General features: G+C 68.8%; 22 protein-coding genes. 13 read left to right on the top strand and 9 right to left on the bottom strand.

The window, feature by feature from the left end; all coding sequences use genetic code 11:
- Positions 1-216: 216 nt before the first annotated feature.
- Both MFF64_RS34560 and MFF64_RS34555 read right to left on the bottom strand, forming a co-directional pair.
- Positions 217-2,862: an MGH1-like glycoside hydrolase domain-containing protein gene (locus tag MFF64_RS34560; RefSeq protein WP_099904430.1), complete on the bottom strand. Its 2,646-nt coding sequence runs from the start codon at positions 2,860-2,862 to the stop codon at positions 217-219.
- Positions 2,863-2,972: 110 nt separating this feature from the next.
- Positions 2,973-4,121 (bottom strand): epoxide hydrolase family protein, encoded by a 1,149-nt coding sequence (locus MFF64_RS34555; RefSeq protein WP_099904432.1) that lies wholly within the window; start codon positions 4,119-4,121, stop codon positions 2,973-2,975.
- Between the two features lie 113 nt (positions 4,122-4,234).
- On the opposite strand from MFF64_RS34555, the gene MFF64_RS34550 reads away from it, so the two are divergent.
- The 3 genes from MFF64_RS34550 to MFF64_RS34540 all read left to right on the top strand — a co-directional run bounded on the left by MFF64_RS34550 (position 4,235) and on the right by MFF64_RS34540 (position 6,996).
- Positions 4,235-5,320 carry an isocitrate/isopropylmalate dehydrogenase family protein gene (locus MFF64_RS34550; protein ID WP_238193619.1) on the top strand — a complete coding sequence of 362 codons (1,086 nt, stop codon included), beginning with the start codon at positions 4,235-4,237 and terminating at the stop codon, positions 5,318-5,320.
- 23 nt (positions 5,321-5,343) lie between these two features.
- Positions 5,344-6,228 (top strand): NAD(P)-dependent oxidoreductase, encoded by an 885-nt coding sequence (locus tag MFF64_RS34545; protein WP_099903165.1) that lies wholly within the window; start codon positions 5,344-5,346, stop codon positions 6,226-6,228.
- 63 nt (positions 6,229-6,291) lie between these two features.
- Positions 6,292-6,996, top strand: a complete 705-nt coding sequence (locus tag MFF64_RS34540; protein ID WP_099903167.1) for a glutathione S-transferase N-terminal domain-containing protein — start codon at positions 6,292-6,294, stop codon at positions 6,994-6,996.
- Between the two features lie 45 nt (positions 6,997-7,041).
- On the opposite strand, the gene argC is transcribed toward MFF64_RS34540, so the two are convergent.
- The gene (argC, locus tag MFF64_RS34535; RefSeq protein ID WP_238193618.1) at positions 7,042-7,983 is read right to left on the bottom strand and encodes an N-acetyl-gamma-glutamyl-phosphate reductase; all 942 of its coding nucleotides are present in this window, start codon (positions 7,981-7,983) and stop codon (positions 7,042-7,044) included.
- Positions 7,984-8,221: 238 nt separating this feature from the next.
- On the opposite strand from argC, the gene MFF64_RS34530 reads away from it, so the two are divergent.
- Positions 8,222-8,746 carry a DUF5872 domain-containing protein gene (locus MFF64_RS34530; RefSeq protein WP_099904897.1) on the top strand — a complete coding sequence of 175 codons (525 nt, stop codon included), beginning with the start codon at positions 8,222-8,224 and terminating at the stop codon, positions 8,744-8,746.
- 76 nt (positions 8,747-8,822) lie between these two features.
- Here MFF64_RS34530 and rpsI read toward each other — a convergent pair whose 3' ends face one another.
- The 3 genes from rpsI to MFF64_RS34515 form a co-directional block, all read right to left on the bottom strand.
- On the bottom strand, positions 8,823-9,314 hold the full coding sequence (gene rpsI / locus MFF64_RS34525) for a 30S ribosomal protein S9 (RefSeq protein ID WP_048450044.1): 492 nt from the start codon (positions 9,312-9,314) through the stop codon (positions 8,823-8,825).
- Position 9,315: 1 nt separating this feature from the next.
- Positions 9,316-9,777: a 50S ribosomal protein L13 gene (gene rplM, locus MFF64_RS34520; RefSeq protein ID WP_048450043.1), complete on the bottom strand. Its 462-nt coding sequence runs from the start codon at positions 9,775-9,777 to the stop codon at positions 9,316-9,318.
- A 202-nt stretch (positions 9,778-9,979) separates the two neighbouring features.
- Positions 9,980-10,426 (bottom strand): PaaI family thioesterase, encoded by a 447-nt coding sequence (locus MFF64_RS34515; RefSeq protein ID WP_238193617.1) that lies wholly within the window; start codon positions 10,424-10,426, stop codon positions 9,980-9,982.
- A gap of 96 nt (positions 10,427-10,522) precedes the next feature.
- Here MFF64_RS34515 and MFF64_RS34510 point away from each other — a divergent pair, with 96 nt between their 5' ends.
- Both MFF64_RS34510 and MFF64_RS34505 read left to right on the top strand, forming a co-directional pair.
- Positions 10,523-11,305, top strand: a complete 783-nt coding sequence (locus MFF64_RS34510; RefSeq protein WP_099904895.1) for an enoyl-CoA hydratase — start codon at positions 10,523-10,525, stop codon at positions 11,303-11,305.
- The gene (locus tag MFF64_RS34505; protein WP_099904893.1) at positions 11,302-11,832 is read left to right on the top strand and encodes a CoA-binding protein; all 531 of its coding nucleotides are present in this window, start codon (positions 11,302-11,304) and stop codon (positions 11,830-11,832) included. Before MFF64_RS34510 ends, MFF64_RS34505 begins: the two co-directional genes overlap by 4 nt.
- A 16-nt stretch (positions 11,833-11,848) precedes the next feature.
- Here the strand turns inward: MFF64_RS34505 and MFF64_RS34500 are convergent, their stop codons facing one another.
- The 3 genes from MFF64_RS34500 to MFF64_RS34490 form a co-directional block, all read right to left on the bottom strand.
- Complete coding sequence (locus MFF64_RS34500) at positions 11,849-12,604, bottom strand: N-acetylmuramoyl-L-alanine amidase (RefSeq protein ID WP_099904891.1); 756 nt, start codon at positions 12,602-12,604, stop codon at positions 11,849-11,851.
- Between the two features lie 37 nt (positions 12,605-12,641).
- Positions 12,642-13,367, bottom strand: a complete 726-nt coding sequence (locus tag MFF64_RS34495) for a TerB family tellurite resistance protein (RefSeq protein ID WP_238193616.1) — start codon at positions 13,365-13,367, stop codon at positions 12,642-12,644.
- Between the two features lie 179 nt (positions 13,368-13,546).
- Positions 13,547-13,816 carry a YMGG-like glycine zipper-containing protein gene (locus MFF64_RS34490; protein ID WP_048453159.1) on the bottom strand — a complete coding sequence of 90 codons (270 nt, stop codon included), beginning with the start codon at positions 13,814-13,816 and terminating at the stop codon, positions 13,547-13,549.
- Between the two features lie 248 nt (positions 13,817-14,064).
- Between MFF64_RS34490 and MFF64_RS34485 the strand changes: the two genes are divergently transcribed.
- From MFF64_RS34485 to MFF64_RS37955, 7 genes are all read left to right on the top strand, one after another.
- A complete protein-coding gene (locus MFF64_RS34485) occupies positions 14,065-14,694 on the top strand; it encodes an urease accessory protein UreE (protein ID WP_238193620.1) in 630 nt (209 codons plus the stop codon).
- Positions 14,695-14,896: 202 nt separating this feature from the next.
- Entirely contained in the window at positions 14,897-17,242 is a 2,346-nt protein-coding gene (locus tag MFF64_RS34480; RefSeq protein WP_099904017.1) for a methyl-accepting chemotaxis protein, read from the top strand.
- Positions 17,243-17,532: 290 nt separating this feature from the next.
- Entirely contained in the window at positions 17,533-17,685 is a 153-nt protein-coding gene (locus MFF64_RS34475) for a hypothetical protein (RefSeq protein ID WP_165795761.1), read from the top strand.
- A 109-nt stretch (positions 17,686-17,794) separates the two neighbouring features.
- Positions 17,795-19,618: a tetratricopeptide repeat-containing sulfotransferase family protein gene (locus MFF64_RS34470; protein ID WP_238193615.1), complete on the top strand. Its 1,824-nt coding sequence runs from the start codon at positions 17,795-17,797 to the stop codon at positions 19,616-19,618.
- A gap of 236 nt (positions 19,619-19,854) precedes the next feature.
- A complete protein-coding gene (locus tag MFF64_RS34465) occupies positions 19,855-21,123 on the top strand; it encodes a Hint domain-containing protein (RefSeq protein WP_238193614.1) in 1,269 nt (422 codons plus the stop codon).
- Between the two features lie 63 nt (positions 21,124-21,186).
- Complete coding sequence (locus MFF64_RS34460; protein ID WP_238193613.1) at positions 21,187-22,800, top strand: glycosyltransferase family 4 protein; 1,614 nt, start codon at positions 21,187-21,189, stop codon at positions 22,798-22,800.
- 279 nt (positions 22,801-23,079) lie between these two features.
- The gene (locus tag MFF64_RS37955; protein WP_273557201.1) at positions 23,080-23,202 is read left to right on the top strand and encodes a hypothetical protein; all 123 of its coding nucleotides are present in this window, start codon (positions 23,080-23,082) and stop codon (positions 23,200-23,202) included.
- The last annotated feature ends 620 nt before the right edge of the window (positions 23,203-23,822 follow it).

Raw genomic sequence — 23,822 nt, 5'->3', positions numbered from 1 at the left:
CGGTCGTTTAAGGGTAGCCGGCTCGCCTGTCAACTCGTTCGGATCCGGGGGGATCCGGCCGAGGTGGCAAGGGGAGGGCAGGGGACTGCCCGGTCCCAGCGGCCGGCGTGTACCCTAGATGGGTATGCACGCCCTGGGTTCAAGAGCCGGTGCCGATACCCCTGCTAGCGACCGCGCGAGATATCGACCGGTGCCGGAGGCGCTCGGCCGTGCGGCTCACCCCTCCGTCTGGCACCGCCGGGCGCGGTGGTGCAGCAGGTTGAGGACCAGGGCGGTCCAGCCGGTCTGATGCGATGCGCCGAGGCCGCGACCGGTATCGCCGTCGAAGAATTCGTGGAACAGCAGGGCCTCGTCGTCGCCGTCCGGGGGACGGGGAACATCGCCGAGGGCCGGGCGGCGCCCGCTTCCGTCCTTGGCGAAGAGGGCGATCAGCCGGTCCTCGAGCGCCTCGGCGATCGCCGCCAGCGACAGGAGTTGCCCGGACCCGGTCGGATGCTCGACCCGGAAATCGTCGCCATAATAGGCGTGGAAGCGCCGAAGGGAATCGATGATCAGGTAGTTCATCGGCAGCCAGACCGGCCCGCGCCAGTTCGAGTTGCCGCCGAACATCGTCGAGGTGGAATCGGCCGGGTCGTAGCGCACCGTGAACGAGGCCCCGAGCGCGTCGAGGGTGTAGGGCCGCGCCTGGTGCGCCTTCGAGAGCGAGCGCACGCCGTAAGGCGACAGGAACTCCGCTTCGTCGAGCATGCGGCGCAGGAGCGCCTTCATCCTCTGGCCGCGCAGGAGCGACAGGAGCTTGCGGTCGCCGACGCCGCCCTCGGTCCAGCGCGAGACCAGCCGGGCGAGGTGGGGGCGGTTCTGCAGCACCCAGTGCAGGCGCCGGGCGAAATCCGGCAGGCGCTGCAGCATCGCGGGCTCGATCACCTCGACGGCGAAGAGCGGCACCAGCCCGACCATCGAGCGCACCCGCAGCGGGATCATGCGTCCGTCGGGCAAGTCGACCTGGTCGTAGTAGAACTCGTCCTCCTCGTCCCAGAGCCCGAAGCCCTCTCCGCCCATATCGGTCATCGCCTCGGCGATGAGCAGGAAATGCTCGAAGAACTTCGAGGCCGTGCTCTCGTAGACGTCGTTGTGCACCGCGAGCTCGAGGGCGATGCGCATCATCGTCAGGGCATACATCGCCATCCAGGCGGTGCCGTCGGCCTGGTGGACGAGGCCGAAGCCCGGGGGCGGGCGCGAGCGGTCGAACACCCCGACATTGTCGAGGCCGAGGAAGCCGCCCTGGAAGACGTTGCGGCCGGTCGCGTCCTTACGGTTCACCCACCAGGTGAAGTTGATCAGCAGCTTGTGGAAGACACCCTCCAGGAAGGCGAGGTCGCCGCGCCCGCCGCGCCGGTCGCGATCGATCTCGAACACCCGCAGCACCGCCCAGGCATGGACCGGCGGGTTGGCGTCGCCGAACTCCCATTCGTAGGCCGGGAGCTGGCCATTCGGGTGCATGTACCACTCGCGGGTCAGGAGCAGGAGCTGCGCCTTGGCGAAGTCCGGATCGAGCAGGGCGAAAGGGATGCAGTGGAAGGCGAGGTCCCAGGCGGCGAACCAGGGATACTCCCACGTGTCCGGCATCGAGAGCACGTCGGCGGCGGCCATGTGGGCCCAGGCCGTGTTGCGGCCTTTGCGCCGCTCCGACGGGGGAGGGGGCTGGAGCGGATCGCCCCGCAGCCACAGGCCGACGTCGTAGCGGTAGAGCTGCTTGGTCCAGATCAGGCCGGCGGCGGCCTGGCGGTAGATCCGGCGCTCGTCGGGATCGGCAATGCCGTCCTGGAGGGTGTCGTAGAAGGCATCGGCCTCGGCGAGGCGTCGCGCCACGGCGGTGCCGCCGGCATCGACCGGGCGCGGCGTACCCCCGGCCGAGAGGCGCAGGCGAACGACCGCCCGGCCGCCGGCCGGCAGGGCGAGCGCGTAGTGCAGGCCGAGCTTCGTGCCGCCCTCCGCTGCCACGGCGTCGGAGTCGCCCTCGACGATCGCCGCGTTGAGGCCGTCCTTGAACGGGCCCAGAGCGCCGGGCCGGCGCGGGTTGGTCTCGTTCTCGCAGAACAGGAGCGCCGGCGCCCCGTCATAGGTCAGACGGTAGGAGCCGAGGCGCGGGTGTTCGCAGGCGATGCTGCCGTCTGGGCGCGCCGTCAGCCGGGGCCGCCAGGCCTCGCCGCCTTCGCGCCACGACCAGGTGTTGCGGAACCAGAGCTGGGGCACGAGGTGCAGGGCGGCGGGCTCGGGTCCCCGGTTCACCGCCGTGACGACGACGTGGATGTCGTGGGCGTCGGCCTTGGCGTACTCGACCGTGATGTCGAAGAAGCGCAGGCCGTCGAAGGCCCCGGTCTCCTCGATCTCGTATTCGGGCGCGTCGCGGCCCCGCCGGCGGTTCTCCGCCAGCAGCGCCTCGTACGGGAAGGGGGCTTGCGGGTAGCGGTAGAGGTACTTGAGGTAGGCGTGGCTCGGGACTGCGTCGAGGTAGTGGTAGACCTCCTTGACGTCCTCGCCGTGATTGCCCTCCTCGTTGGTCAGGCCGAACAGGCGCTCCTTCAGGATGCGGTCCCGGCCGTTCCAGAGCGCGAGGGAGAGGCACATCAGCCCGTGGTCATCGGTGAGCCCGGCGATGCCGTCCTCGCCCCAGCGATAGGCACGGAAGCGCGCCTCCTCATGCGTGAGGGAGCGCCAGGCATTGCCGTCGGGGCTGTAATCCTCCCGCACCGTGCCCCATTGCCGCTCGCTGAGATAGGGCCCCCAGAGCGACCAGGCGCGCTCGCCCCGGGCCTGCTCGGCGATGCGCCGCCGCTCGGCCCAGCCGTCCGGCTCGCTCACGTCCGGCCTCCGGGCGCGAGGGTCAGGTCGAGGAGGGGCAAACGATGCATGGGGCAGCCGTGTGCGAGGATCGGACGTCCGCCGCCATGCATCTTCGGCGCCAGTGCCGCTTACCCGCGCAGCGAGCCCGCGAAGGCCCGGACATCCTCGGCGAGGAGGTCCGGCTGCTCGAGGGCGGCGAAGTGGCCGCCGCGCGGCATCTCGGTCCAGCGGCGCAGGTCTGCGAACATCGTCGCCTCCGCCAGCGAGCGGGGCGGGCGGACCATCTCCTTCGGAAACGCCGCGTAGGCGGTCGGCACCCGCACCTTCTCCCCGTCCGGGACCGGCCAGGGCCGGTGCATGCGGGCATAGTAGGGGTGGAACGACGAGCCGATGGCGCCGGTGAACCAGTAGAGCGAGATGTTGGCGAGCATCCGGTCGCGGGGGATCGCCGTCTCGATCGTGCCACCGCAATCCGACCAGGACCGGAACTTCTCCGCAATCCAGGCAGCCAGGCCGGCCGGCGAGTCGGTCAGGGCGAAGGCCAGGGTCTGGGGCTTTGTGCCCTGGATCCACTGGTAGCCCGTCTCCTCCTTGAGCCAGGCGCCGACGCGCTCGTAATGGGCGGCTTCCTCCGGCGTCGCGTCGCGGCCGGAGAGGTCGCGGCGCACCGGCAGCATGTTGAGGTGCAGGCCCTCGACCCGCTGCGGGTGGCGCCAGGCGAGGCGGGTGGTGATGAAGGCACCCCAGTCGCCGCCCTGCGCCATGAAGCGCTCGTAGCCCAGCAGCGTCATCAGCTCGGCGAAGCGGTCGGCGATCTCCTCGACGCCGAGGCGCGGCTGGCCCGGGCGGAAGGACAGGCCGTAGCCGGGGAGCGACGGGGCGACCACCGTGAAGGCGTCCTCGGGCCGGCCACCGAAGCGGGCCGGGTCGGTCAGGCGCGGGATGAGGTCGAGGAACTCGAACACGGAGCCGGGCCAGCCATGGCAGAGGAGGAGCGGACGGGGTGAGGGGCCCTGGCCCGGCACGTGCAGGCAGTGGATGTCGATCTCGCCGACGCGCTGGATGCTCTGGGGAAAGGCGTTGAGGGCCGCTTCCTGTGCACGCCAGTCGAACCGGTCGCGCCAGTAGGCGATCAGGTCGGCGAGGTACGTGACGTCCGTGCCGTAGGTCCAGGGCGCCTCGGGCGCCTGATCGGGCAGGCGGGTGCGGGCGAGGCGCTCGCGCAAATCGACGAGCGCTGCGTCCGGAACGCGATAGGTGAACGGCTCTCCCGTCATCGGCGGCTCCTCCCTGTCATGCGTCGGACCGGATGTTGCGGCCCGCGGCGCCGTGCTAGGCGCCCTTGCAAAGGTTCCGCGCCAGACGCGGATCTCAAGGGAGGAGCGGAGAAATGGCGCAGTATCGCATCGCCACCATCGAGGGCGACGGCATCGGGCCCGAGGTGACGCGGGCGGCGATGGCGGTGCTGGCGGAGGCCTGCGGCACCGGTACCCTCGCCTTCGAGATGCTGGAGGGCGGCGCCGGGCACTACCAGAAGAGCGGCGCGGTGCTGCCTGAGGAGACCTTCGCGGGGTGCCGCGACGCCGACGCGATCCTGCACGGCGCCGCCGGCCTGCCGGGCGTCGTCTATCCGGACGGCACCGAGGTCGGCAACGACCTGCACCTGCGCCTGCGCTTCCGCCTAGACCTCTACGCCAATGTCCGGCCGATCAAGCTCCTGCCCGGCGTGCTCTCGCCGCTGCGCGCCTTCGAGGGCGGCGGCATCGACTACGTCATCGTGCGCGAGAACACCGAGGGGCTCTACGCCAGCCGCGCTGCCGGGGTCGTGTTGCGCGACGAGTTCGCCTCGGACAGCCTCGTCGTGACGCGGAAAGGGACGGAGCGGGTCGCCCGCTTCGCCTTCGAGCTGGCTTCCAAGCGCGGCGGCGCCCCCCGGGACGGGCACAGCCGGGTCACGGTCTGCGACAAGGCCAACATCCTGCGGTCCTACGCCTTCTTCCGCCGGATCTGCGACGAGGTGCACGGCCAGTATCCGGGCGTCGCCATCGACTACGCCTATGCCGACGCGATCACCGTGCACATGCTCAAGCGGCCGGATTTCTACGACGTGATCGTGGCCGAGAACATGTTCGGCGACATCATCTCGGATCTTGGCGCCGCCACCGTCGGCGGCATGGGCATCTCGCCCTCGGGCGAGATCGGCGACAGCCATGCCCTGTTCCAGGGCGCCCACGGCTCGGCGCCGGATATTGCCGGACAGAACGCCGCGAGCCCGGTCGCCACGATCCTGTCGGGTGTGATGATGCTGCGCTGGCTCGCCGACCGGAAGGGCGACGCCGGCCTGAAGGACGCGGCGGACCGGGTCGAGGCAGCGGTCGGCACGGTGCTGCGCGAGGGGCGGGCGGTGCCGCGCGATCTCGGCGGGAGCGCGACCTGCACCGAGGTCGCGGATGCGGTGCGCCGGGCGCTCGCCTGATCTTTTCTCGAGGAGACACCGTCATGATCAAGCACACTGTGGGCGTCGTCGGCGTCGGGCTGATGGGACACGGCATCGCCCTCAACCTCGCGCGCAAGGGCTGGCCGCTCGGCTATCTCGACCATCCGGGCAACCAGCCGACGGACGACCTCGACCGGTTGGGTGCGACGCGACACGCCGACCGGGCGTCTCTCGCGCGGGCGAGCGAGGTGGTGATCCTGTGCGTCACCGGCACGCCGCAGGTCGAGGACGTGCTCCTCGGCGATGGTGGGCTCCTCGCCTCCCTGCGGCCCGGCACGGTGGTGGTCGATTGCTCGACCGCGGTCCCGGCCTCGACGGCGCGGGTTGCGGCGGCGGTGCGCGAGGCCGGCGGGCGCTTCCTCGACGCGCCGATGACCCGTACGCCGAAGGAGGCGGCGGAGGGGCGGCTCAACCTGCTGGTCGGGGCCGAGCCGGACCTGTTCGAGGCGATGCGGCCGCTGCTCTCGGACTTCGCGGAGAACATCTTCCATGCCGGCCACGAGGCCGGATCGGGCCACACCCTGAAGCTCCTGCACAACTACGTGTCGCTCGGCTCCGTCGCGCTGATCGCCGAGGCGGCGGCCTGCGCCGGCCGGGCGGGCATCGCTCCCGAGATCCTGGTCGACGTGCTGCGCAAGGGCGGCGGCCACGGTGCGGCCCTCGACCGGCTGTCGCCCTACCTGCTCGCCGGCGATTCCTCGCCGATGCGGTTCTCGATCGCCAATGCCCGCAAGGACCTGAGCTACTACGTGGCGATGGCCGAAGAGCTCGGGGCCGAGCGGGCGGTCGCTAACGGGGTGCTGGCCGATCTCGACGGCCTGGTCGAGGCCGGGCACGGGGCCGACCACCTGCCGCTTGTGGTCAGGCACTTCGCGGCGAAGGGCTGACGACAAGCCTTGTCCGGCAGGAGAGGGCGGGTATCGTCGCGGCCTCCAAGGGAGCCTGTTGCGATGCCCGACCTCTCCGCCTTCCCGATCACCGCGCGCTGGCCGGCCCGACATCCGGACCGGATCCAGCTCTATGCCTGGCCGACGCCGAACGGCGTGAAGGTGTCGATCGCCCTCGAGGAACTAGGGGTCCCTTACGAGCCACACGCCGTCGATATCGGAAAGAACGAGACCTGGAATCCGAAATTCCTGTCGCTCAACCCGAACGGCAAGATCCCGGCGATCCTCGACCCGGACGGACCGGGGGGCAAGCCGCTGGCTTTGTTCGAGTCGGGCGCGATCCTGATGTACCTCGCGGAGAAGACCGGGCAGCTGATCCCCGCCGATCCGGCCGGACGCTACGAGACCGCGCAGTGGCTGTTCTTCCAGATGGCGGCGCTCGGGCCGATGTTCGGCCAGCTCGGCTACTTCCACAAGTTCGCCGGTCGCGAGATCGAGGACAAGCGGCCGCTGAACCGCTACCGCGACGAGTCGAAGCGACTGCTCGGGGTCCTGGAGACGCGGCTGACTGGACGCGACTGGATCATGGGCGAGGATTACACCATCGCCGACATCGCGATGCTCGGCTGGGTGCGCAACCTGATCGGCTTCTACGACGCGCGGGAGCTGGTCGGGTACGACGCGCTCACGCAGGTCCCGGCCTGGCTGGAGCGGGGCCTTGCCCGGCCGGCGGTGCAAAGGGGGCTGGAGATCCCGTCGCGGGGATGACCGCCGGGACGCCGGAGGGTCGGTTCGGCCCTCCGGCGACCGAACTCAATCGAGATCGAGCATCAGGCGCAGGTTCTGCACCGCGGCGCCGGACGCGCCCTTGCCGAGATTGTCGAGACGCGCGACCAGCACCGCGTGGCGGTGCGTGTCGGAGCCGAACACCCGCAACTCGAGCCGGTCGGTGTCGTTCAGCGCCTCGGGCTCGATGCGCTCGCGATGGGCGCCTTCCTCGGCCCCGGTCACGACCTTGACCAGCTTGGCGCCGGCGTAGCGGGCGACGAGGGCGGCCTCGAGGTCGCCCGGGGTGGGCTTGCCGGGCAGCAGGTCGAGGTGGAGCGGGATCGACACCAGCATGCCCTGCCGGAAGTTGCCCACCGACGGCACGAAGATCGGCCGGCGGGTCAGGCCGCTGTATTTCTGGGTCTCGGGCAGGTGCTTGTGGCCGAAGCCGAGGCCGTAGAGCTGGAAGGCAGGGGCCTCGCCGGCCTCGTAGGCCTCGATCATCTTGCGGCCGCCGCCGCTGTACCCCGAGACTGCATTGATGCTGACGGGGAAATCGGCCGGGATCAGGCCGCCATCGATCAGCGGGCGCAGGAGCGCGATGCCGCCGGTCGGGTAGCAGCCCGGGTTCGAGACGCGGCGCGAAGCCCGGATGGCGGCTTCCTGCTCCGGCGCCAGCTCGGCGAAGCCGTAGGTCCAGGCCGGGTCGACCCGGTAGGCGGTGCTGGCATCGAGCAGCCGCGGGCCGCCGCCGGGCAGCGAATCGGCGAGCGCTGCCGTCTCGCGCGAGGCGTCATCGGGCAGGCAGAGGATGACGAGGTCGACCTCGGACAGGAGGGTGCGCTTCGCCTCCGGATCCTTGCGGCTCTCGTGCGGGATCGATCGGACGGTGATGTCGGTAAAGGCGTCCAGGCGCTCGCGGATGCCGAGACCGGTCGTGCCGGCCTCGCCGTCGATGAAGACGCTCGGGCTGTGCTTGCGGGTCATGGGCGAAAGCTCCGTGGCGCGGATCGGCCGATGCCGAGCGACGCGCGCGTTGATTGGGGGCGGGGAGCCGTCAAGTCAATCCGCCATGACGGTCCCCGAGGCATCGAGCGTGCCACGGCGACTGCGACGGCCTCGTGTCGCAAAGGCCATCCACAACGGGACCGCGCCCCAGAGGAACCCTGCCCGTATGCGCCGGTTGTGCTGCCAGATCGAGATCAGACGACAACAGGAGCATACCATGGCCGGCACCGCCAAGAAGACCGATCCGAAGCTCTGGGAGAAGGTCAAGAAGGACGTCACCCGCTCCTCGAAGGGCGGCAAGCCCGGCCAATGGTCGGCCCGCAAGGCCCAGATGGCCGTGCAGGAGTACAAGGAGGAGGGCGGCGGCTACGAGGGCAAGAAGTCGTCCGACAACCACCTCAAGCAGTGGACCGACGAGGAGTGGGGCACCAAGTCGGGCAGGAAGAGCGGCGAGACCGGCGAGCGCTACCTGCCGAAGAAGGCCCGCGAGGAACTCTCCGACGACGAGTACAAGCGCTCGACGGCCAAGAAGCGTGCCGACAGCGCCAAGGGACAGCAGCACTCGAAGCAGCCGAAGGACGTGGCGAAAAAGGCCGCTGCGGCCCGCAAGGCCTCCCACAAGACCGGAAGCCGGGATGGCGGGCCGACCAAGGCCGAGCTGATGCGGAAGGCGCGGGCGAAGAACATTCCGGGCCGCTCCACCATGTCGAAGGGCGAGCTGGAGCGGGCGTTGAACGCCTAAGCGCCGCTCGCGCAACGAAGAAAGGGCGGGCCCTTGCGGACCCGCCCTTTCTTTTTGCAATGACCGAAAAGGTCGCTCAGCGCTTCGAGAACTGGAAGCTGCGGCGGGCCTTCTTGCGGCCGTACTTCTTGCGCTCGACCACGCGCGGGTCGCGGGTCAGGAAGCCTTCGCGCTTCAGCGGGGAGCGCAGCTCCGGCTCGTAGTAGGTCAGGGCCTTGGAGAGGCCGTGGCGCACCGCGCCGGCCTGGCCGGAGAGGCCGCCGCCGGCCACCGTCACGACGATGTCGTACTGGTCGACGCGGTCCACGACTTGGAGCGGCTGCTGCAGGATCATGCGCAGCACCGGGCGGGCGAAGTAGGTGTCGACCGGGCGGTCGTTCACCGTGATCTTGCCGGCGCCGGGCTTGATCCAGACGCGGGCGATCGCGTCCTTGCGCTTGCCGGTGGCGTAGGCGCGGCCGAGGGAGTCCAGCTTCTGGACGTGGACCGGGGCCTCGTTCTCGCCCTGCGAGAGGTTCTGGGCCTTGCTGGCCTGGCCGAGGTCGGCGAGGGACTGAAGGGTCGCCATCTTACGCGCTCACGTTCTTGCGGTTGAGAGCGGCGACGTCGAGCGTCTCCGGCTGCTGGGCGGTGTGGGGGTGCTCGTTGCCCTTGTAGACCCGGAGGTTGCCCAGGATCTGCCGGAACAGCGGGCCGCGCGGCAGCATGCGCTCCACGGCCTTCTCGACGACGCGCTCGGGGAAGCGGCCCTCGAGGATGAACTTGGCCGAGCGCTCCTTGATGCCGCCCGGGTAACCAGTGTGGTGGTAGTACACCTTCTGGTTATACTTGCGGCCGGTGAACTTCACCTTCTCCGCATTGATGACGATGACGTTATCGCCGCAATCGACGTGGGGCGTGTACTGGGGCTTGTGCTTGCCCCGCAGACGCATCGCGATGATCGACGCCAGGCGGCCGACCACGAGGCCCTCCGCGTCGATGATCACCCACTTCTTGTCGACGTCGGCGGGCTTCAGCGAAAAGGTCTTCATCGCGGATAAGTCCCGGAAGTCTTGACGAAAAAAACAGGACGCCGCCGCGGTCAGGGATGAGCGCGCGGCGGCGATGGCTGGCTCAGTAATCGAGGATCGCGCTCGCGTCAAGCGACACGGGAATTGCGAAGAGGCGAAAAGCTGAGTTTTTCGAGCGGCTTCCATGGTGCGGTATCATGATACCGCTAAATTCCGATCGTATCTAGCGCGGCGGCAGCGCGTAGGTGCCGGTGGCGTGGCAGACCAGATCCTCCTGGCCGGCGCTGCGAATCAGCACCTCGCCGACGGCCAGCGAGCGTCCGAGCTTGAGCAGGCGGGCGTCGGCCAGGAGATCCGTCTGCGCCGGCTTACGCATGAAGTTGAACGACAGGTTGGTGGTGACGGCGAGCGCCACCGGGCCGATCTGGGCCAGGATCGCGACGTAGAGCGCCACGTCGGCGAGCCCCATCATGGCGGGCCCCGACAGCGTGCCGCCCGGCCGCAGGTGGCGCTCGTGATAGGGCAGGCGCATCGTGGCGGTCATCGGCCCGACGCTCTCGACCACCGGGCCCGGGCCGCCGTGATGGATCTGCGGGAAGACCTCGTCGAGGAAGGCCGCGACCGCGTCGCGGTCCATCATCAGGGCGAGGGACACAGGGACGTCAGGCATGCGTGGGACGGTTCCGGTTGGCGTCATGCACGATCTTGCAGCACGGCGCCCGGCACCGGACAATAGGCCATCCGTTTCGCCCGCAACCGAGCCCGCATGTCCGACCCTCTGCTCCTCCGCGACGACCGCGACGGCGTCGCCACCCTCACCCTGAACCGGCCGCGGGCCCGCAACGCCCTCTCGCACGCCCTCCTCACCGCCCTGTCCGAGGAATTCGCCCGCCTCTCCGCCGACGGGAGCGTGCGCGCCGTGGTGCTCGCCGCGGACGGGCCGGCCTTCTGCGCCGGCCACGATCTCAAGGAGATGACCGCCTACCGGGCGGAAGCCGACCGCGGCGCGGCCCGGTTCAAGGAGCTGTTCGATCTCTGCTCGTCGGTGATGATGGCGATTCCCGCCCTGCCGCAGCCGGTGATCGCCGCCGTCGAGGGCATCGCCACGGCGGCCGGCTGCCAGATGGTGGCCTCCTGCGACCTCGCGGTGGCGGGTGAGGAGGCACGCTTCGCCACGCCCGGCGTGCAGATCGGCCTGTTCTGCTCGACCCCGATGGTCGCGCTGTCGCGCAACCTGTCGCGCAAGGCCGCGATGGCGATGCTGCTCACCGCCGAGATGGCGGACGCCGAGGAGGCCCGGGCGCTCGGCCTCGTCAACCGGGTGGTGGCCGCCGGCACCGCGCTCGCCGCAGCGCAGGACATCGCCGCCGGCATCGCAGCCCGCAGCGCCTACACGGTGCGGGTCGGCAAGCGCGCCTTCTACGAGCAGCTGGAGATGCCACTGGCGGAGGCCTACGCCCATGCCGGTCGGGTGATGACCGAGAACATGCTGGCCCGCGCCGCCGAGGACGGCATCGCGGCCTTCCTCGACAGGAAGGCGGCCCGATGAGCCTCGATCACGACCGCTACGACGACGAGGCGCTGCGCAAGATCCTGCGGCAGGTGCGCAGCATCGCCCTCGTCGGCGCTTCCGCCAATCCGGCCCGGCCGAGCTGGATCGTCACCAAGTACCTGCTGGAGCGCGGCTACCAGGTGATCCCGGTCAATCCGGGCTTCGCCGGAGGGGAGATTCTGGGCCGCCCGGTGGTGGCCCGGCTCGCCGACCTCGTCCACCCCGTCGACATGGTCGAGATCTTTCGCAATTCCGAGGCCGCCGGACCGCTCGTCGACGAGGCCCTGGCCCTCGACCCGCTGCCTCGGGTGATCTGGATGCAGCTCGGCGTGCGCAACGATGCGGCCGCTGCCCGGGCCGAAGAGCGGGGCGTCACCGTGGTGATGAACCGCTGCCCGAAGATCGAGTACGGCCGCCTCTCGGGGGAGATCGGCTGGACGGGCGTGAATTCCCGCATCCTCAGCGCCAAGCGGCCGAAGCTCGCCGCGAAGGGGTTCCAGAAGCTGACGATCGAGGAGCGGTGAGGCGAGCGCGCCGGCGTCACGCCGGCTTCGCCGCCAGCAGGTCGCGCAACGTCGTGATGGTCGAAGCATCGGCCACGCCGTCGACCCGGGCCGGCCGGAAGTGGCGCTGGAACGCCGTGACCACGGCCTTCGTCCGGGCATCGAAGGTGCCGCTCACCGGTACGTCGTAGCCGTAGAGCGCGAACATCGATTGCAGCGCCTCGATCGGCTGGCCGGCATCGCCCTCCGAGAAGAAGCGCCCGTCGCGGATCGGGGCCGGCGGCACCCAGTGGCCGATGCCGTCCCGGTGCAGAGCCTCCCACGGAAAGCTCTCGCCCGGATCGATCTTGCGCTCGGGCGCGATGTCGGAATGGCCGAGCACCCGGTCGGCGCGGATCGGCCAGCGCCCGAGGATGTCGCGGCACAAAGCCGTGACCGAGGCCATCTGCGCCTCCGGATAGGGCGCGAGGCTGCCGTCCCCGGCGTGGCCCGGATGCGCGATCTCGATCCCGATCGAGCGCGAATTCATGTCCCGCACCCCCTCCCAGGCCGAGATTCCGGCCTGCCAGGCGCGGCGCGCCTCCGGGACCATCTGCACCACCCGGCCCTCCTCGAAGACGAGGTAGTGCGCCGAGACCTTGGCGAGCGGGTTGCAGAGCCGCAGCAGCGCCTCGGAGGCGCTCGCCATGCCGGTATAGTGCAGGATCAAGGCGTCGACCGGCAGGGTCCGCTCGTCGTGGTTGGGGGAGGGCACCACCTGGGTGGCGACCGGGCAGTCGGGGGTGAGGCTCATATGGGGCGAGACTCCTGCTGGGCCGGGACCCCCGGGCTCAGCTCAGGCGCCGTTCGGCGGCGATGCGGTCATAGGCGGCGTTGATGGCGGCGAGGCGCCGGGTCGCGATGGCGACGGCCGCCGGCGGCAGGCCGCGGGCGATCACCCGGTCGGGGTGGTTCTCGGAGACGAGCGCCCGGTAGCGCGCCTTCAGCTCGGGATCGGTGAGGCTGCGGGCTGCGCCCAGCACCTCGTAGGGGTCGTCGGCCAGGCGCAGGTGCCGTGCGGTGATGGCAGCGAAGCGCGCCTCGTCGAAGCCGAAGATCGCCGCCACCTCGGCGAGGTAGCGCGCCTCGCTCTCGTGGACCGCGCCGTCCGCCTTGGCGATGTGGAAGAGGCCGTCGAGCACATCCTCGAGCATGGCCGGCTCGTCCTGGAAGGTGTCGGCGACCTGCCGGGCATAGCCCTCGAAGCCACTGGTGGTGCGCTTGGCGAGGTCGAACAGGCGCTCGACCCCGGCGCGCTCGTCCTCGGACACCTGCACGATGTCGGCGAAGGCCGCGACCTCGGAGGGCGTCACCACTCCGTCCGACTTCGCCATCTTGGCGGCGAGCGCGACGAGGCCGGTGGTGAACACCACCTCCCGGGGCGTGGGCCCGAACAGCGAGCCCTCGCGGTCGAGCAGGAAATGGCCCGCCACCGCGCCGATCAGCGCACCGAGCGGACCGCCGGCGGCGAGCCCGATGCCCGCGCCGCCGAGCTTGCCCCACACGCCCTGGCTCACGCGCGCCTCCGGATCTCAGGAGAGAGCACGGCCAATCGGGGGAGGGGCTCGGGGTTCCGGAAGGGCGAGGGATCTCGGGGAGGCACGGGCGTCATGGCGCCCTTGTAGCGCCCCCGAGGCGTCTGCGGAATGTGGAAGCGCACCCGGCGGGATCGCCGGGTGCGCTCAGGCAGGGCCGATCAGCGGCAGTAGACGTTGCCGTAGGGATCGCGATAGGTGCCGTAGGGGCACTGGGGCGCGGTGGCCGCGCCGACGACGGCGCCGCCGGCCGCGCCGATCAGGCCGCCCGCCAGCGCACCGCCGGCCCGCCCCGTGGCCGCCGCGCCGATCGCCGCGCCCGTCAGGCCGCCGAGGGCGGCGCCGCCGGCGGCGCGATCGCCCGGGGTGTTGCAGGCGCCGAGCGACAGCGCCATGGCACCGGCGAGCGTGGCGGCGATGAGCTTCTTCATGGAGTCTTCCCCTCGTGCATGTCGCGGTCCGGCACCGGGTCGTCGACCCCGCACCCTGCCCCGAGCTTAGCCGTATCATGGCTGAACGCCAAATGAGCTTGGCCGTCCGATGGTTCCCCGGGAGGCGGACCGGACCGCCCGCGAATCGTGGCGGTGCGGTGCCGCGGCCACAGAAGGGCCTGCCACGGGCCCGGCAAATGCTCTACAGGAGGGGCGAAATTCCCGGCATCACCGCCCGCGAGGACCCGATGCAGCGCGCCACCACCATCGTCCGCAAAGCCGCCGTGCGCCCCGACGCCGTCGCCGACCAGATCGCCCTCGACCACGCCGCCCGCTCCCGCCGCAGCGCCGAGCTGACCGCCGAGGGCGGTCTCGCCTTCCGGCTCGACCTCGACCGGGCGACGACCCTCGAGGACGGCGACGCGGTGCGCCTGGAGGACGGCCGCCTGGTGCGCATCCTCGCCGCCCCGCAGGCGCTGCTCGCGGTCACGGCCGGGAACTCGGTCCGCCTGACCCGCCTCGCCTGGCAGCTCGGCAGCAACCACGTCCAGGCCGAGATGACGCCCGAGGCGCTCTACGTCCTCGACGATCCGGTGGTGGCGGAGCTGGTCCGCGGCCAGGGCTGCACCGCGACGGCGCTCCGGCGTCCGTTTCGCCCCGAGAAGGAGGCGGCGGCCCACGACCACAGCACCTGCGGACACGACCATCATCATCACGGACATGACCACGGTCACGACCACCACGATCATGATCACGGTCACCAGGCGCACGACCATGGTCACGCGCATCACGACCATGCCCATCACGATCACGGCCACCATCGCCACGCGCATGATCATGGGCACGTCCACGGCCCGGGCTGCAAGCACAGCCACTGAGCACGTCCTTCCGCCGTCTGCCGGGCGAGGACGCTCGTCCGGCAGACGTCCGGCACCGGAGCCTTGCGATGCCGGGGAAGCCTCCCCGCGCCACGGGTCCCGACGTGTAGCGACTTGGCGGATTTGTGCAATGCAAGATCATGACTTCGGCGAAGTCTTAAGTCGGAGTTAAGCCAGCTGTCATAGCCTTGATCCCGGTGAGATGAAGACCCGGGTTCACGGTCCGATGACGATCAAGGCGCGCCTCCTCTGCGGTTTCTCGGTGATGCTGGCGCTGACCGCCGGCGTCGCCGCCTCGGGCTGGGTCAGCCTCTCCAGCTTCGCCACGCGGGTGGACACCGCGAACGCGGCGCAGACGCTCGCGGGCCGCGTCGGCGACCTCGCCCTGGCCGCCGAGCGGTCGCTGCACGACGAGACCGGTCAGGGAGAGCGCGCGGTCACGGACGGCCTCGCGCAGGTCCATGCCGGTTTCACCACCGTTCCGGGCGTGGAGGCGATGGCCCGCGGCACGGACGCCTTCGCGCGCACCCGCACTGCCTACGCTGCCGAGCAGGACCGCAAGGCGCGGGTGCAGGCCGAGCATCTTGCCCTGATCAAGGACCTGCAGGCGACGGCAGGCAGGATCGGCGCGGCGCAGAAGGCCCGCCTGGCCGCGGCGAGCCAGGCGCTCCAGGAGAGCGTCGAGGCACTGAAAGGCGCCGCCACCGCGGGCTCGCTCGCGGGCTCGGCGGTCCGCGGCGCCCTGGAGATGCGCAACAGCGAGCAGGCCCCCGGGGGCGACCGGGCGGCGGTGGCCGAGAAGTACCGGCTCCTGTCGGCGATCCTGAAACGCCTCGCCGGGCAGGACGCGATGCGGGCTCCGGCCAAGGCCGCCGTCGACGCTCTCGACGACTACTTCGACGCCGTCGACCTGCCGCTGGACGAAGCGGGACGGACCGACACGATCACCGCTGCCTTCGCGGCGATCATGGCGGCCCTGCGGGAGGTCGAGCAGGTCCAGAGCGATGCCGGCGCCGCCGTCCAGGCGCGGCTGCAGGAGGAGCAGGACCGGGTCGAGCGGGCGGCGGCGCTCCTCGGCGCCAGCGCGGAGGCGATGGACGCTTCCAAGTCGCTCCAGATTGCCGAGATCGCCCTGTTCTCGGCCCGGGACGAGGGCGCGGCGGTCGTCGCCAGCGCCGACGCGATGATGAAGGCGGTCGAGACGATCCACCGCGTCGAGACCGACCCGGCCGCGCGCCGGTCCATCGAGGACCTGATCGCGAAGGTGCGGGACATCAAGGGCCAGGTGCCGGGGATCGTGGCGGCGAACGGCGCGCAGCGCGCGATCCTGAGCGAGCGCGACGGGCACCTGGCCGCTCTCGTCACCGCCGCCCGCCAGGCCGGCGACGGCGAGCTCGCCCGCATCGGGTCCGAGCGGCGCGCCGCCGAGATCCTGCTTCTCGTCGGCGTCGCCCTCGCCGCCTCCCTCGGCGTCGCGGCGGCGTTGTGGCTGGCCCGCGGCATCGTGCGGCCGATCGGACAGCTCGGCTCCGCGATGCGGGCGCTCGCCGCCGGCGACCTCTCCGTCGCGGTCTCAGGCCAGGAGCGGCGCGACGAGATCGGCGGGATGGCCAGGGCGGTCGGCGTGTTCCAGGACGCCCTCGTCGCCAAGGCGCGGAGCGACGCCGAAGCCGTCGCCGCCGCCCGGGCCGAGGCCGAGCGGGCCCAAAGGCTCGGGGCGCTGACCGCCGGGTTCGAGGAGACGATGTCGTCCTCGACCCGGGGCCTGTCGCAGGCCGCGGACACCATGCAGGGCACCGCCGCATCGATGTCGGCGGCGGCCGAGCGCACCAATGCCCGGTCGGCGGAGGTCGCGGACGCCGCCGAGCGCACCTCGGCCAATGTCGAGACGGTTGCCGCCGCCACAGAGGAGATGGCAATCTCTATCCGCGAGATCGCCCGCCAGGTCGCGCACTCGGCCGAGATGGCGACGAACGCCGTCGGGCGCGCCTGGGAGACCGACGCCGTCATCGCGGCGCTCGCCGCCGGCGCCGAGCGCATCGGCGAGGTCGTCGCCCTGATCCAGGGCATCGCCGGGCAGACGAACCTGCTCGCGCTCAACGCCACCATCGAGGCGGCGCGGGCCGGGGAGGCGGGGCGCGGCTTCGCGGTCGTCGCGGCGGAGGTCAAGCAGCTCGCCGGCCAGACTGCCAGGGCCACGGAGGAGATCGGCGACCAGATCGCCCGCATTCAGGACGCGACCCGCGAGGCCGTGGCGGCGCTGAGCGCGATCGGCGGGGTGATCGGCGAGATGTCCGAGATCGCGACGGGCATCACCGCCGCGATGGAGCAGCAGGGCGCGGCGACGCAGGAGATCGCCCGCAACGTCGGTGAGGCCGCGCACGGGACGCAGGTGGTCTCCACCGGCATCCGCGACGTGCGTCGCGACGCCGAGGGGGCCGGCGAGGCCGCCGCCCGCGTGCTCGCCGCCGCGGAGGCGTTGGCCGGCACCGCGACGGGCCTGCGCGGCGAGGTCGACGCGTTCCTCGGCGGCGTGAAGGCGGCGTGACGCGGCGTCCTCGGAGCTGCTCCTGGCCCATGCCGGGCCGGGGGTACCCTCGTCATGCCCGGCGCGGTACAACCCGGCCGCCAGCGCGGGCGGAGATCCGTCCCCTGCGGACGTGGCGATGTGGCACGTGATGGGGCACAGGTGACAGCGGTGGTCGAGCGATCCGGCGATTTCAGCGCGTGGCGGTTCTCCGTCGCCCCCATGATGGATGGGACGGATTGGCCGCATTTCGCCTAGAGAAATCACCCCTGCTGCACTTTCATGCTGTACCAAATGCTGTAGTCGATCCCATGCATCTGCCCGACCCCGCGGGGCTTCCACCCACCGTCCTCTCCTGGTCCCGCGGCCTCGCCAGCCTCTCCCCTGGCGTCGTCCCGTGCCGCGGCCTGCGCGAGGAGGAGTGGCGCGAGACGCACGAGCGGTGCAAGGTGCGCGTCAACTGACGAGGTCTCCAACGGATCTGGGTTCCACCCCCGCGCTCATTGCCGTCGCGCTCGTGAAAGGGTAGCCGGACGTGATCGTCGACAGCATCTCACGATTCCTGGGGTCGGGATGAGCACAGCCGTCCAACATCTCTGTGCCTGTGGCAGCGGCCTTGCGCCCGCCCGATGCTGCGACCGCAACTCGGCGCAGGAGCAGCCGGATAACTCGTCCGATCCGATATTGACCTTCGAGGCCCGACGGGCCGCCGATACCCTCCGGGCAGGTAACCGAGAAGAGGCGGAGCGCCTGAGCATCGCGGTGCTAGAGCGTGCTCCGCTGGAGCCGACTGCTTTGGCCACGTTGGCAGAGATCCGCCTCGATGCCGGCATCCGCCCTGCCGCCAAGGCGCTACTGGAACGTCTGGCGGAGGTCGAGCCGGGCAACCTGTGGCCGGTCAACAAGCTCGGGATGCTGGCGCTCGGCCAGGGCGATCTGGAGGCCGCCGAGCGCCACGCCCGCCAGGCGGTCCGGCTCGCCCCAACCAACGCGCAGGCGCACAACTTGATGGGCATGGCGATGACGCAGGCCCACCGGCCGGTGGTCGGCGCCTATCACTGCCAACGCGCCCTAGACCTAGCTGACCTGCGCATCCCCCTGGTTCTGTCCAACCTCGCCACCTGCCTCAAGGAACAGGGCCGCATCGACGAGGCCCGCGCCCTCTATCGCGAAGCCGATCAACTGGAGCCCGGCAACCGCCGGACCCTGCTTGCCTGGGCGCAAATGGAGGAAGCCGATCGCCAACTCGGTGCCGCCACGGCGCTGCTGGACCGCCTTGATCGGATCGGGGGAGCAAGCCCAGCCTCTACGCTCACCCGGGCGGCGATCCTCGGACGGCAGAAGCGCAATGACGAAGCCGTGGCTCTGCTCGATGCGCAGACCCGCCCGCTGCGCCCGGTCGAGCGTCTGGAGCGTGGGCGTCTGCTCGACAAGGCCGGACGCTACGACGAGGCCTGGGCCGAGTTCTGCGCCGGGAAGGCGCGGCTCGTCGAATTGAGTGGCCGGTCCTATCTCCGGGCGGAGGCGCATGCCCTGGCCGATCAGCTCAAGGCGTTCTTCATCCGCGAAAGGCTCGCCCTGCTGCCGCGGGCCGGGGTGAGGGACGACGTCGCCCAGCCGATCTTCATCCTCGGCTTTCCGCGCTCCGGCACCACGCTGCTGGAGCAGACGCTGACCGCCAGCCCGGGCATCGCGGCGGGAGACGAGTTGCCGCTAATCCAAGAGGTGGCCGCCCTGGCCCCGCGCCTCCTGGACAGCCCCTGGGACTATCCCGGCGCCCTGGCCGAGCTGTGGCTAGGTGACCGGCTGGAAGGCCTCGATACCCTGCGCGACCACTACCTGCAGCGGGTGCGCCAGCTCGGCGTCCTGCGTGAGGGCGCGGGGCTGTTCACCGACAAGATGCCGCTCAACGAGATGCATCTTGGGCTGGTCGCGCTGATTTTCCCGCAGGCCCCCCTGCTTCACCTGATCCGGCACCCCCTCGACATCATGGTCTCGGCGATGTCGAATGTGTTCACACATGGCGGCTTCTGCGGCCATGCACTCGAGAGCGCGGCCGAGCATCTTGTCTTGTCCCACGATCTCGTGGTGCATTACCGGGCCGAGATGGACCTAAACTACCAAGCCGTGCGCTACGAGGACCTCGTGGACGATCAGGAGGCGACGGTGCGGGGCGTGTTCGACTTCGTTGGGGTTCCGTTCGACCCGTCGGTGCTGAGTTTCGAGCGGAATACCCGCTACGCCCGCACGGCGAGTTATGCTCAAGTGAGTGAGAAGCTTTACGACCGCTCGCGCTACCGCTACCAACATTACCTGCGTCATTTGGGACCGGTTCTGCCGATCCTGATGCCGCTTATCGAACGCCTCGGATACACCGTTGACCCAAGGCCAAATTGAAGTGGCAGGCGTCGCGATGCCGGATCAGCAAGGTGTGACACTGCCAGATAATTGACATAGTTAGTTGTATTAATGTCACATCGCCAAAAAATAGGCAATTGGGTAAATTTTCTGGATTACGAATAAATGTCTCCCGTGTTAATATGACACCAATGAATGCCTAGCAATATTGGTCGCGACGGCGCACGCGACAACTACATTCTTGGGTTGGCGCCATAAAATGCGAGAAAACGCCTATGTCTTCCGGGTCTGCTCCGTCTATCGGCAATCTCAATGGCTTCAGACTAATTCCAACTGGGCAGGTCAATCAGTTCTCCATTTCTATTAATTATGGAAACAATTATACGATTAGCGATAGTTCTGATGGTCCGGGCGACGATTTAACGCGCCTTGGGGATATCGCAAACGATAGTTTTAACGTAACCGGCTTTGATGATAATTTTTATGTTGGTAAAACATTGAATAATCAGGGCATAATATTAGTTAGAAATAATGGTAGATATTATTTATATTCACCGAATGCCTATAGTAATGGATCCATAATCACAGCTCAACAGCAACCATTCGCTGTCTGCTATTGTACAGGAACACGCATTCTGACATGGCGTGAGGTGGGCGGGTCTTTCACCGAGGTCGAAATACCTGTGGAGGCGCTCTCGATCGGCGACATGGTGGTCACCGCCTCAGGTGAGCAGCGCCCGATAAAGTGGATCGGCACCCGCGCTTACGCCGGCCGTTTCCTGCGCAACAATCCCGACCTGCTGCCCATCCGCCTCCAGGCTGGCTGCCTCGCTGACGGCATCCCTGCCCGAGACCTTCACGTCTCTCCCAGGCATGCCATGTTCCTGGACGGATGCCTCATCCCTGCCGCGCACCTCGTCAACGGAACAACCATCACCAAGGTCGAGCACCTCGACAGCCTCACCTACTGGCACATCGAACTCGATAGCCATGACGTTCTCGTCGCCGAGGGCGCGCCCAGCGAAAGCTTCGTGGACGACAACAGTCGTGGCATCTTCCACAACGCCCACACCTTCTCTGAGCTCTACCGACAGGAGCAGCGCAAGGATGCGGTCTACTGCGCCCCGCGCGTAGAGGACGGCTTCACGCTCGAAGCGGTGCGTCGGCGCCTGAATCAGCGCGCAGGTCTGCCGCTGCCCCCCGCGCACGCGTTTGGGCAGCTGCGCGGCTATCTGGATCACTGCAGCATCGATGAGCAGGGCCGGCTGACCGTGCGGGGCTGGGCGCAGGATCTGGCGCACCCCGATGGGCCGGTCTGCCTCGACATCGTGGTGGATGGCGTGGTTGCAGCGCTGACGTTTGCCGAGACCTACCGGCCGGACCTGGAGCGGGCTGGGATTGGGGACGGTTGTCACGCCTTCAGTCTGATCTTGCCTGAGCCTTTTGCGCTCGGTATTTCACATCAGGTCGAGGTGCGACGGTCGGCTGATCGCGCCCCGCTCACCACCTCTCGCCCGATCGGGGCGAGCGGTTTGGCCGCTTAGCGAAAGTCGGTTAGATGCGTGGCCGCTCCGAAGAGGCGGCCGCACATAAACCGAGCTGACCTTATGCCTTTGCGCGGCTCTCTCGACCACGTGTCCCACCAGCGTATCGCCGGCTGGGCCTGGGACACGGACGCACCTGATACGCCCCTCAGTGTCGTCATCTCAGCCAACGACCAGATTCTCGGCCGTGTTGTGGCCAATCGATACCGCCCCGACCTCGAGCGTGCAGGGATTGGACAAGGCCGGCACAGCTTCGATTTTCGCCCCTCCGCTCAGCTCTCACCTTTGGTGCGTCACGTCGTCAGCGTTCGTGTGGAGGGTAAAGGGCAGCATCTAAACCGCTCGCCTCGGATGCTGGAGCCCGCGACTGCATTCGACAAGCCCACACAGGAGGTCATCGAGCAACTCCTGATGCCTGTCGCGGACGAAGCAGACTTCGTTCGTCGTCTGACGTTCTTGACTGACCAGGCCGACAAGCTTCGCCAGCGCTATGCCGATCATCAAAGCGGGGCTGAGGAGCGGCAAAGGCGTCGCTCTACTCAGTGGAGTGAAGGTGTCCGCCAGCCCGGCGCTGCGCCGGCCGATGGTTCGAGACCCCGTGCGCTCGTCATCGACGATCGGATTTCGATCCTTAATCACGATGCCGGATCGAACGCGATCCTCTCGCACATGCGATCGTTGCAGCGGATCGGCTACGACGTGACTATCGCACCCGCCAACCTGCGCGGTGATGGCAGTTTTCTTGAAGAAGAGGGCATCGCCTGTTGCCTTCATCCTTGGTACACGACGATCGAAGAGGTGTTGAAGCGCCAGCGTGACAGCTTTGATCTTGTCTACCTTCACCGCGTAGCCACTGCCTCCCGCTACATGGCGCTAGCACGCCTGCATCAGCCTCGGGCGCGACTTATCTACAGCGTCGCCGATCTCCATCATCTGCGGCTGTCGCGCCAAGCGGAGATCGAGAAACGTTCAGAATTGCGCGCCTACAGCGAACAAATCCGCATCATGGAGTTGTCCGCTGCCTGGCAGGCGGACGCGGTCATCACTCACTCAAGCGCGGAGGCCGAGATCCTGCGTCGGCAAATGCAACCGGGCAAGGTCCATGTGGTGCCCTGGAGTATTTCTGCGCATCCAACACAAGTCCCGTTTGCAGAGCGGCGCGGGATGGCTTTTATCGGCGGCTACGGCCACCGGCCCAACGTGGATGCCGCGCTCTGGCTGGTCGATGCCGTGATGCCAGAGATTGAGGCGCTCGGCGGCGCATTGCCCTGCCTTCTTGTGGGCAGTGATATGCCGGACAGCCTGCGCAGCCTCCAGCGCCACGAGGTTGACCCTGTGGGTCATGTCGCGGATCTCGCCGCCCTCTTCGATCGCGTCCGCCTTACAGTGGCGCCCTTGAGGTTCGGGGCAGGTGTGAAGGGCAAGGTGCTCGATAGTCTGGCTGCCGGCATCCCCTGCGTGTGTACGCCAGCTGCAGCCGAAGGCATGGACCTGCCTCACCAGCTGCTCGACCTCGTCGCGGCAACCCCGGACGGACTTGCTCGCTCGATACGTGCGCTCCACGACGACGAGGCACTGAACCGCACTTGCAGTGAGGCGGGTCTGGCATACATCGCCGCCCAGACCGACGAGACACGTATCGATGGTCTCATGGCGGCAGCGATCGGTCGTCGTTGAGTTTGATGCGAGTCTGTCGGAGATTGTATGTTGTTCCGCCGCGGCCGTCCTGGCGCACCAATGTTCCGCCGACGAGCTGGCGGCGGAGGATGCGACACCGGCCCGGCGGAGGAATGCGGTGAGGACGGCGATCCTGCTGGCGCCGGTCGGGTGAGACTTAATCCGTAGAGTGCCCCCTTGAGCGGACGTCATGTACATGTCACAGCGCGCCGCATGGCGCCCAGGAAAGTCCGACACGAGAACATCAATCTCACCCTCCCTAAGGGGGCGAAAGCGCGCATGGACGCTGTCCTGCAGCAGGGTGAATGCCGGCTCAATATGATACGAGCCGCGATCGACAAGGAGGTGGCGCACCGCGAGAAAGCTGCGCCGAACCCCACCGAGCCCAAGCGCGACGGATGAACCCCACCCCTGCCTCGTCCTCACCTCCACCCTGGTCCTATCCTGCGCCTGGGGTGCGGTGGTGTGGTTGAGGCGGGCGGCGAGGCGGCTGGATGGGAGGGCGACGGCTACATGGAGAAAGTAGCACAGTGCATAAGGCAGGGTATTGCCGGGGTCGACCGAAGCGTCATCGCCCATTCGGCGTGCGCTACTCATTTCAACCGCGCAAGATGTCCGAGAACCAATACCTTGAGCGGTTGCGGTCCATGCTGGGCGAGGAAAACGTGAGGATCATTGAGACCCCGTTCGGGCGCGTTCTATCGGTCCGCGACAGACGCCCTATGACCCCGTCCGTCGCCGAAGAGTATCAACGCAGCCTCGGTGGTCTTGTGGCTGGGTTGCGCGGCTTGCTGGCGCGATCAGGGGATGCTTGTGTCAAGCGGACCTTTCTCTCGTGAGACACAAGGTGTGACCCACCCTCCCACCAAGCCCGAGTCAATCGACGTCATCGCCCGCGAGCTGCACGAGCACTCACGTGAGAAGCACGCCTGGTGGCCGGCCTGGGAGGATCTGGATCCTGCCGGTACCTGGCAGGCCGAGCTCATCCGCATAGTGCGCGAGAAGGCGCGGGAGTTCATCCC

Origin of the sequence: Methylobacterium frigidaeris, assembly GCF_022179185.1 — a bacterium.
Classification (GTDB): Bacteria; Pseudomonadota; Alphaproteobacteria; order Rhizobiales; family Beijerinckiaceae; genus Methylobacterium; species Methylobacterium frigidaeris.
This window is presented reverse-complemented; position numbering and strand designations above follow the sequence as displayed.

What these genes read in the sequence shown, in the direction of transcription:
- MFF64_RS34545 (WP_099903165.1), top strand. Translation starts at nt 5,344, where the DNA reads ATGATCAAGCACACTGTGGGCGTCGTCGGCGTCGGGCTGATGGGACAC.
- MFF64_RS34500 (WP_099904891.1), bottom strand. Translation starts at nt 12,604, where the DNA reads ATGAGCCTCACCCCCGACTGCCCGGTCGCCACCCAGGTGGTGCCCTCC.
- MFF64_RS34550 (WP_238193619.1), top strand. Translation starts at nt 4,235, where the DNA reads ATGGCGCAGTATCGCATCGCCACCATCGAGGGCGACGGCATCGGGCCC.
- MFF64_RS37955 (WP_273557201.1), top strand. Translation starts at nt 23,080, where the DNA reads ATGGACGCTGTCCTGCAGCAGGGTGAATGCCGGCTCAATATGATACGA.
- MFF64_RS34465 (WP_238193614.1), top strand. Translation starts at nt 19,855, where the DNA reads ATGTCTTCCGGGTCTGCTCCGTCTATCGGCAATCTCAATGGCTTCAGA.
- MFF64_RS34485 (WP_238193620.1), top strand. Translation starts at nt 14,065, where the DNA reads ATGCAGCGCGCCACCACCATCGTCCGCAAAGCCGCCGTGCGCCCCGAC.
- MFF64_RS34515 (WP_238193617.1), bottom strand. Translation starts at nt 10,426, where the DNA reads ATGCCTGACGTCCCTGTGTCCCTCGCCCTGATGATGGACCGCGACGCG.
- MFF64_RS34475 (WP_165795761.1), top strand. Translation starts at nt 17,533, where the DNA reads ATGCATCTGCCCGACCCCGCGGGGCTTCCACCCACCGTCCTCTCCTGG.
- MFF64_RS34490 (WP_048453159.1), bottom strand. Translation starts at nt 13,816, where the DNA reads ATGAAGAAGCTCATCGCCGCCACGCTCGCCGGTGCCATGGCGCTGTCG.
- rplM (WP_048450043.1), bottom strand. Translation starts at nt 9,777, where the DNA reads ATGAAGACCTTTTCGCTGAAGCCCGCCGACGTCGACAAGAAGTGGGTG.
- rpsI (WP_048450044.1), bottom strand. Translation starts at nt 9,314, where the DNA reads ATGGCGACCCTTCAGTCCCTCGCCGACCTCGGCCAGGCCAGCAAGGCC.
- MFF64_RS34505 (WP_099904893.1), top strand. Translation starts at nt 11,302, where the DNA reads ATGAGCCTCGATCACGACCGCTACGACGACGAGGCGCTGCGCAAGATC.
- MFF64_RS34530 (WP_099904897.1), top strand. Translation starts at nt 8,222, where the DNA reads ATGGCCGGCACCGCCAAGAAGACCGATCCGAAGCTCTGGGAGAAGGTC.
- argC (WP_238193618.1), bottom strand. Translation starts at nt 7,983, where the DNA reads ATGACCCGCAAGCACAGCCCGAGCGTCTTCATCGACGGCGAGGCCGGC.
- MFF64_RS34470 (WP_238193615.1), top strand. Translation starts at nt 17,795, where the DNA reads ATGAGCACAGCCGTCCAACATCTCTGTGCCTGTGGCAGCGGCCTTGCG.
- MFF64_RS34540 (WP_099903167.1), top strand. Translation starts at nt 6,292, where the DNA reads ATGCCCGACCTCTCCGCCTTCCCGATCACCGCGCGCTGGCCGGCCCGA.
- MFF64_RS34460 (WP_238193613.1), top strand. Translation starts at nt 21,187, where the DNA reads ATGCCTTTGCGCGGCTCTCTCGACCACGTGTCCCACCAGCGTATCGCC.
- MFF64_RS34555 (WP_099904432.1), bottom strand. Translation starts at nt 4,121, where the DNA reads ATGACGGGAGAGCCGTTCACCTATCGCGTTCCGGACGCAGCGCTCGTC.
- MFF64_RS34480 (WP_099904017.1), top strand. Translation starts at nt 14,897, where the DNA reads ATGAAGACCCGGGTTCACGGTCCGATGACGATCAAGGCGCGCCTCCTC.
- MFF64_RS34510 (WP_099904895.1), top strand. Translation starts at nt 10,523, where the DNA reads ATGTCCGACCCTCTGCTCCTCCGCGACGACCGCGACGGCGTCGCCACC.